This is a genomic window from Streptomyces niveiscabiei (genome assembly GCF_001419795.1).
Classification (GTDB): Bacteria; Actinomycetota; Actinomycetes; order Streptomycetales; family Streptomycetaceae; genus Streptomyces; species Streptomyces niveiscabiei.
In genome coordinates this window covers 1-7069 of the sequence record NZ_LIRL01000839.1, presented here as the reverse complement: position 1 = coordinate 7069, position 7069 = coordinate 1, and the positions used below count along the sequence as shown (strand labels likewise).

At 70.6% G+C, this 7069-nt stretch carries 6 protein-coding genes; 3 read left to right on the top strand and 3 right to left on the bottom strand.

Annotated features, from left to right (window positions below; all coding sequences use genetic code 11):
* Both AOK24_RS34935 and pdhA read right to left on the bottom strand, forming a co-directional pair.
* On the bottom strand, positions 1-638 hold a 638-nt coding region (locus AOK24_RS34935), incomplete at its 3' end, for an alpha-ketoacid dehydrogenase subunit beta (RefSeq protein WP_240554269.1).
* A gap of 3 nt (positions 639-641) precedes the next feature.
* Complete coding sequence (pdhA, locus tag AOK24_RS34930; protein ID WP_079057148.1) at positions 642-1841, bottom strand: pyruvate dehydrogenase (acetyl-transferring) E1 component subunit alpha; 1200 nt, start codon at positions 1839-1841, stop codon at positions 642-644.
* Between the two features lie 323 nt (positions 1842-2164).
* On the opposite strand from pdhA, the gene AOK24_RS34925 reads away from it, so the two are divergent.
* Positions 2165-2824, top strand: a complete 660-nt coding sequence (locus AOK24_RS34925) for a response regulator (RefSeq protein WP_055724000.1) — start codon at positions 2165-2167, stop codon at positions 2822-2824.
* A 102-nt stretch (positions 2825-2926) separates the two neighbouring features.
* On the top strand, positions 2927-3277 hold the full coding sequence (locus AOK24_RS34920) for a hypothetical protein (RefSeq protein ID WP_055724001.1): 351 nt from the start codon (positions 2927-2929) through the stop codon (positions 3275-3277).
* A 51-nt stretch (positions 3278-3328) separates the two neighbouring features.
* On the opposite strand, the gene AOK24_RS34915 is transcribed toward AOK24_RS34920, so the two are convergent.
* Complete coding sequence (locus tag AOK24_RS34915; RefSeq protein WP_206191327.1) at positions 3329-4972, bottom strand: protein kinase domain-containing protein; 1644 nt, start codon at positions 4970-4972, stop codon at positions 3329-3331.
* Positions 4973-5297: 325 nt separating this feature from the next.
* On the opposite strand from AOK24_RS34915, the gene AOK24_RS34910 reads away from it, so the two are divergent.
* On the top strand, positions 5298-6899 hold the full coding sequence (locus AOK24_RS34910) for a protein kinase domain-containing protein (RefSeq protein ID WP_055723998.1): 1602 nt from the start codon (positions 5298-5300) through the stop codon (positions 6897-6899).
* Positions 6900-7069 lie beyond the last annotated feature (170 nt).

The window sequence follows — 7069 nt, the reverse complement described above, 5'->3', positions numbered from 1 at the left end:
GGCCCGTACGCGACGAGCGTGAGATCGGACCCCTCGCGCGCGCGGACCGCCTTGTGCAGCGGCCCCGGAATCGCCTCGGTGTCCACCTCCGACCGGTCCCAGTACCGCCGCTTCGGCTCGAAGAAGATCACCGGATCGTCGCTGTGGATGGCCTGCTGCATCATCCAGTACGCGTCCGCCGCGTTGGACGGCGAGACGATCTTCAGCCCCGCGACGTGCGCGAAGAGCGCCTCGGGCGACTCGGAGTGGTGCTCGACGGCACCGATGCCGCCGCCGTAGGGGATGCGGACGACGACGGGGAGCTTGACCTTGCCCAGCGAGCGCGCGTGCATCTTCGCGAGCTGGGTGACGATCTGGTCGTACGCCGGGAAGACGAACCCGTCGAACTGGATCTCCACGACCGGCCGGTACCCGCGCAGGGCCAGCCCGATGGCCGTACCGACGATGCCCGACTCGGCGAGCGGTGTGTCGATGACGCGGCTCTCCCCGAAGTCCTTCTGGAGCCCGTCGGTGACACGGAAGACGCCGCCGAGCTTGCCGACGTCCTCGCCCATGATGACGACCTTGGGGTCCTCCTCCAGGGCTCGGCGCAGCGACTCGTTGATCGCCTTGGCCACCGCCAATTTCTCTACTGCCATGTCTCAGACCCCCTCTGCATCCGTGAACGACGCCTGGTAGGCGGCGAACTGAGCCCGCTCCTCGTCGACGAGCGAGTGCCCGTCCGCGTAGGCGTTCTCGAAGATCGCGAACCGGTCCGGGTCCGGCATCCCCCGGACCGCTTCACGCACTCGCCTTCCCAACGCCTCGGACTCAGCTTCGAGTTCCGCGAAAAATCCCTCTTCAGGGTGGTTTGAGCCAGAAACCCCGGACCCCTTCAGCGACTCCAGATACGTCCGCAGCCGCAGAATCGGATCCTTCGCCTCCCACGCCGCCCGCTCGTCGTCCAGCCGGTACCGCGTCGGATCGTCGGACGTCGTGTGCGCCCCCATCCGGTACGTGTACGCCTCGACCAGCGTCGGCCCCTCCCCGCTGCGCGCCCGCTCCAGCGCCCACTTGGTCACCGCGAGACACGCGAGCACGTCGTTGCCGTCGACCCGGACGCCGGGGAACCCGTACCCCTGGGCCCGCTGGTACAGCGGAACCCGCGTCTGCTTCTCGGTCGGCTCCGAGATCGCCCACTGGTTGTTCTGGCAGAAGAACACGACGGGCGCGTTGTAGACGGCGGAGAAGGTGAACGATTCGGCGACGTCCCCCTGGCTGGAGGCGCCGTCCCCGAAGTACGCGATGACCGCGCTGTCGGCGCCGTCCTTGGCGACCCCCATCGCGTACCCGGTCGCGTGCAGCGTCTGGGAGCCGATGACGATCGTGTAGAGCTGGAAGTTGTTGCTGTTGGGGTCCCAGCCACCGTTGTTGACGCCCCGGAACATGCCGAGCAGGTTCTCCGGCGGGACGCCGCGGCACCAGGCGACGCCGTGCTCGCGGTAGGTCGGGAAGACGTAGTCGTCGTCGCGCAGGGCGCGTCCGGAGCCGATCTGGGCGGCTTCCTGGCCGAGCAGCGAGGCCCACAGGCCGAGTTCGCCCTGGCGCTGGAGGGAGGTCGCCTCGGCGTCGAAGCGCCGGGTGAGGACCATGTCGCGGTACAGGCCGCGGAGTTGTTCGGGGGTGATGTCGGCGACGTACTTGTCGTACTCGGCGTGCTTGACCCGCTTGCCCTCGGGGGTCAGCAACTGCACGAGTTCGGGTTCGGTGCTCTTCTTCGCGGCGGCTGTCTTGCGGGTCGCTGCGGCCTTGCCTCCACCGCCGCGTCGCGATGTGCGCGGGGCAGTGCTCTCCACGGTCACGTGTAGCTCCTCCGTCGGTCCGGCTCCCGGGGTTGCCGGGGTCCAGTGCGGCCTACCTGTTTCCGGACACCCGTGCACGGGGTGGGTGCCACTCGGCCGGAACAGGCGTGACATGAGCTCCGGCGAGCGCCCTGAGGCGCTCACGTTACCCAGTGCTCCACATTTCTGTGAAACCCCTTCTGACCTGCGTTTTTACTCGGATTTCCAAGTAAATTCGGCAAAGTCGACGAGGGCCCTGGTCACAGCCTCGCAGGAGGCCGGAGCAACGGCACGTTATCCCGCGCTCCCCGGCCACGGGAAGGGTTGTGTGTGAAACTGATCTCGTGCGCGAAAAGGCGGAAATCCGGGTTTTTCTCCTCGACGACCATGAAGTCGTCCGGCGTGGCGTGCGCGAGCTGCTCGCGGTCGAGGACGGCGTCGAGGTGATCGGCGAGGCGGGTACGGCGGCGGAGGCGCTCGCCCGTATCCCGGCCCTGCGGCCCGACGTCGCCGTCCTCGACGTGCGGCTTCCCGACGGCAGCGGCGTCGAGGTGTGCCGGGAGATCCGCTCCCAGGACCCGTCCCTGAAGTGTCTGATACTGACCTCTTTCGCGGACGACGAAGCCCTGTTCGACGCGATCATGGCGGGCGCGTCCGGGTACGTCCTGAAGGCGATCCGCGGCGACGAGCTGCTGTCCGCCGTACGGGACGTCGCGGAGGGCAGGTCCCTGCTCGACCCCGTCGCCACCGCGCGCGTGCTGGAGCGGCTGCGCGACGGCGCCCCCAAGGGCGACGAGCGCCTGGAGCGGCTCACCGACCAGGAGCGCCGCATCCTCCACCTCATCGGCGAGGGCCTCACCAACCGGCAGATCGGCGAGGAACTGCACCTCGCGGAGAAGACGATCAAGAACTACGTGTCGAGCCTGCTGGCGAAGCTGGGCATGCAGCGCAGGTCGCAGGCGGCGGCGTACGTGGCGCGGATGCAGGTGGAAGAGCGGCGCTAGGCCTTTCCGCGCCCCCTCCCCTCTTACTCGGGACTTACGTCCCCTTTCCCAGAGGCGTCAGGCCCTGTCCCCGCCCGTGGGACCGCGCCCACAGTGGACCTCATGCCGCTCACCGCCGACACCCGGCACGCCCTCGACCTCCTCGCCGACGCCGACCACGGCCAGGTCGCGGCCAGCGTCCGCGCGCTGCCGTTCCTCGCGACCGCCCGCCACGCCGTCGTCGCGGACCGGCTGCTCCTGCGGCTGTGCGGCCACCAGCGCGCGTGCGCGGGACAGGTCGTGGCGTACGGGACCGGCGCGGCCGACCGCTGGTCGGTGCAGGTCGTCGGGGTGTGCGAGACGGCCGAGCCGACGGCGGAGGAGCGCGCGCTGTTCCCGGGGGAGGCGCCGGCGGACCCCGTCTATCTGTGGGTCACGCCGGAGTACGCGACGGTGCACACGGAGAACGACTGAGGCGCGTACCGATCGGCACGCGCCCCCTCCCGCTCCCGCGAAACACTCCGGTCAGCCGCCGGTCAGCCCGCCCAGCCCGGTCGTGCTGCCCTCCGACTGGCTCCCGCTGGACGTCCCTCCCTCGGAGGTGCTCCCGTTGGTCGTACCGGACGACGTCCCGGTGGACCCCTGGTTCGTCGTCCCCGTCGTCGTGTCCCCGGTGGTGCCCGGGTCCGACGACGGCTCCGGCGAGTCGTCGCCCGACGGCGTCGGGTCGCTGCTCTGCTGCTGCGACTGCGTCGGAGTCGGCGTGGGCGTCGGTGTGGTCGGGTCGGGGTAGTTCCCGCTCCCGCCGGACGTCGTGCTGTTCTCGGTCGACGAGTCGCTCGAGTCGTCGGACTCGGTCTCGCTCGGCGAGGGGGACGAGGAGTCCGTGCTGGTCGTGGACGAGACGGTCGGCGTCGGGGTGGTGTCCGTGCCGCCGCCCTTGTCGCCGGTGTTCTGGAGCGCGAGCGCGACGCCCGCCGCGATGGCGATGATCGCCAGCACCGCGAGGATCCACAGCTTCCCGCGCCCGCTGCCGTGGTTGCCGTGGCCCTCGAAGCCGCCGTCGTCGCCGGAGCCGTACCCCTGGGGCAGGATCGGCTGGGGGATCTGCGAGGTCGCGCCGCCGTGGCCGCCCTGCGGCATCATCGTCGTGCTGGAGTAGCCGCCGGTGGCGGGGTGCGCGGCGATCGGCGCGGTGACCGGTCCTGTGTTCCAGGTGCCGGTGTGCGGGCCGTGGTCGTACAGCATCTGGAGGCCGTACTGGACGAGCCCGCGCATCTCCTCGGCCGTCTGGAACCGGTCGTCCGGCTCCTTCGCGAGCGCGCGCATGGCGAGCCCGTCGAGCTCCGGCGGGGAGGCGCCGCCGGACGCCTGCGAGGGGGGTACGGGGATGTCCTGGACGTGCTGGTAGACCACCGAGAGGGGGGTCTCGCCGACGAACGGGGGCCGCAGCGCGAGGAGTTCGTACAGCATGCAGCCGGTGGCGTACAGGTCGGAGCGGTGGTCGACGGCCTTTCCGAGCGCCTGTTCGGGGGAGAGGTATTGCGGCGTCCCCATGACCATGCCGGTCTGCGTCATCGTCGTGGACGCGCCGTGCAGGGCGCGGGCGATGCCGAAGTCCATGACCTTGACGGCGCCGTTGTTCGTGATGATGACGTTCGCGGGCTTGATGTCGCGGTGCACGATGCCGTGCTGGTGCGAATAGGCGAGCGCTTCGAGGACCCCGGAGACGATGATCAGCGCCTGCTCGGGGCCCGGCGCCTCCGCGTTCAGCAGCAGGTCGCGGATCGTGCGGCCCTCGACGATCTCCATGACGATGTACGGCACGGCCTGGCCGTTGGCCATGACATCTTCGCCGGAGTCGTACACGGCGACGATGGAGTGGTGGTTCAGACCGGCCACCGACTGGGCCTCGCGCGTGAAGCGGGCCTTGGACGTCGGGTCCTCGGCGAGGTCGGAGCGCAGCAGCTTGACGGCGACCATCCGTCCGAGGCGCACGTCCTCGGCGGCGAACACCTCCGCCATGCCGCCACGGCCGAGTCTGCGCGTGAGCCGGTAACGTCCGTCACCGACCAGGCCGCCGTTGCCCCACTGTTCCGGCGCGTCCGACATACCGCCGTCAGTCGCCTCGGGGTCGGACGGGCCCTGAGAGCGCTGCTGCTGTGCCATCAGTCCTCGCCGTCGTTTCTGCCCGCGGTGCGCGCGGTGTTGTCACGGTCTCCGTCGGCCACGCTACAGCCTCCCGCCGGGCCCCCGATCCGGGAAGGTCCTCGCGCACGGCCCGCCGGGGCGTGTGCTCGTGCACATTCCGTGTACCGGCGATGCGGACGCTGTAACGCTCGCGCGGTGCTTCTTTCGCGTACGGTCACGGAACGGGCACCGAGCTTGACGTGTGAGGGGCCTGAGGCAGACTTGGCCGAGATTGACGCATGGGATCAATGGTCTCGGTCACTACGAACGCGGTGGCGACGGCCTGATGGGGGACGCGCAGACAATGAGCCACGACGGCGCAGACGGCCGGTTCACGGGGCAGTCGCTCGCGGGCGGACGCTACCAGGTACGCGGGCTGCTCGGCGAGGGCGGCATGGCCTCCGTCCACCTCGCCTACGACTCCGTCCTCGACCGGCAGGTCGCGGTCAAGACGCTGCACTCCCAGCTCGGCCGGGAGGAGGCGTTCCGGGAGCGGTTCCGGCGTGAGGCGCAGGCCGTGGCCAAGCTCACCCACACCAACATCGTCTCCGTCTTCGACACCGGCGAGGACGTCAGCGGCGGCGAGACGACGCCGTACATCGTCATGGAGTTCGTCGAGGGCCAGCCGCTCGGCTCCGTGCTCGACACGGACGTGACGCAGTACGGGGCGATGCCCGCCGACAAGGCGCTCCAGATCACCGCGGACGTCCTCGCGGCGCTCGACATCAGCCACGAGATGGGGCTCGTCCACCGGGACATCAAGCCCGGCAACGTGATGATGACCAAGCGCGGCGTCGTCAAGGTCATGGACTTCGGCATCGCGCGGGCCATGCAGTCCGGGGTGACGTCGATGACGCAGACCGGGATGGTCGTCGGGACGCCGCAGTACCTCTCGCCGGAGCAGGCGCTCGGCCGCGCCGTCGACGCGCGCTCCGACCTCTACTCCGTCGGCATCATGCTGTTCCAGCTCGTCACCGGGCGGCTGCCCTTCGACGCGGACTCGCCGCTGGCCATCGCCTACGCGCACGTCCAGGAGGAGCCGCCGCGCGCCTCCTCCATCAACCGCGCGCTGCCGCCGGCCGTCGACGCGCTGATCGCCCGCGCGCTGAAGAAGAACCCCAACGAACGGTTCCCGAGCGCCGTCGCCATGCGCGACGAGTGCCTGCGCGTCGCCGCGTCCTTCCAGGCCGCGCCGCCCAGCATCGTGCCGGGGCAGCCCACGAGCAGCGGGCAGGGCGTGGGTTCGGCGGTCTTCCCGCCGGTGGGCGCGAGTCCCAGCACGCCGACACCCGGTCCCTACGGCGCCCAGCCCGGCCCGTACGGGGCGACGCCTCCGCCGTCGTACGGCTATCCCCAGCAGGGGTACGCCACGCCGGCGCCCGCGTACGGCGCCCAGACGTACCCGATGAACGGCGGGCCCGCGACTCCGGCGCCCGTGCCCGCGGCCGGCGGTCGCCGCAGCGCCCGGCCCCTCGTCGTCGGCTCCGTCGTCGCCGCCGTCGTCGCGGTCAGCGCCCTGCTCATCGCCATCGCCTTCGACGGGGGCACCGGCAAGAAGGAGGAGGGCGGCAGCGAGGTCACGGCGTCCCCCTCGGCCGGCGCCGTCGCCGGGCACCGGGGGCCGGACCCGTCCAAGACCATCGAGGACACGGAGTGCTCCGAGCCCGAGGAGTCCTACAACGACCCGGACAAGATCCGCGTCCCCAACTTCAAGTTCAAGAACATCGACTCCGTCAAGGCCTGCCTCCAGGCGGCCGGCTGGCGCCCCAAGATCATCAACGTGGACGAGAACACGTTCGGCGAGGGCACGGTCATGAACCAGTTCCCGGCGGCCGACACGGACGTCGACCCCAAGAACATGCCGGAAATCCAGCTGAACGTGTCGACGGGGAATCCGGCGTCCTGAGCGTGCAGCGGTACGACGACGCCCCGGACGGTTGCTGTCCGGGGCGTTCTTGTTGCCGGTGATAGGTAGGGCCAGGGGTACGGCTTAGAGGTACGGGCCGCCCGTACGGGTGCCCGGGTGCCCCTCTTCCCCGCCCTCGTGGCCCCCCACGCCCGGCGGCAGCGCCCGGC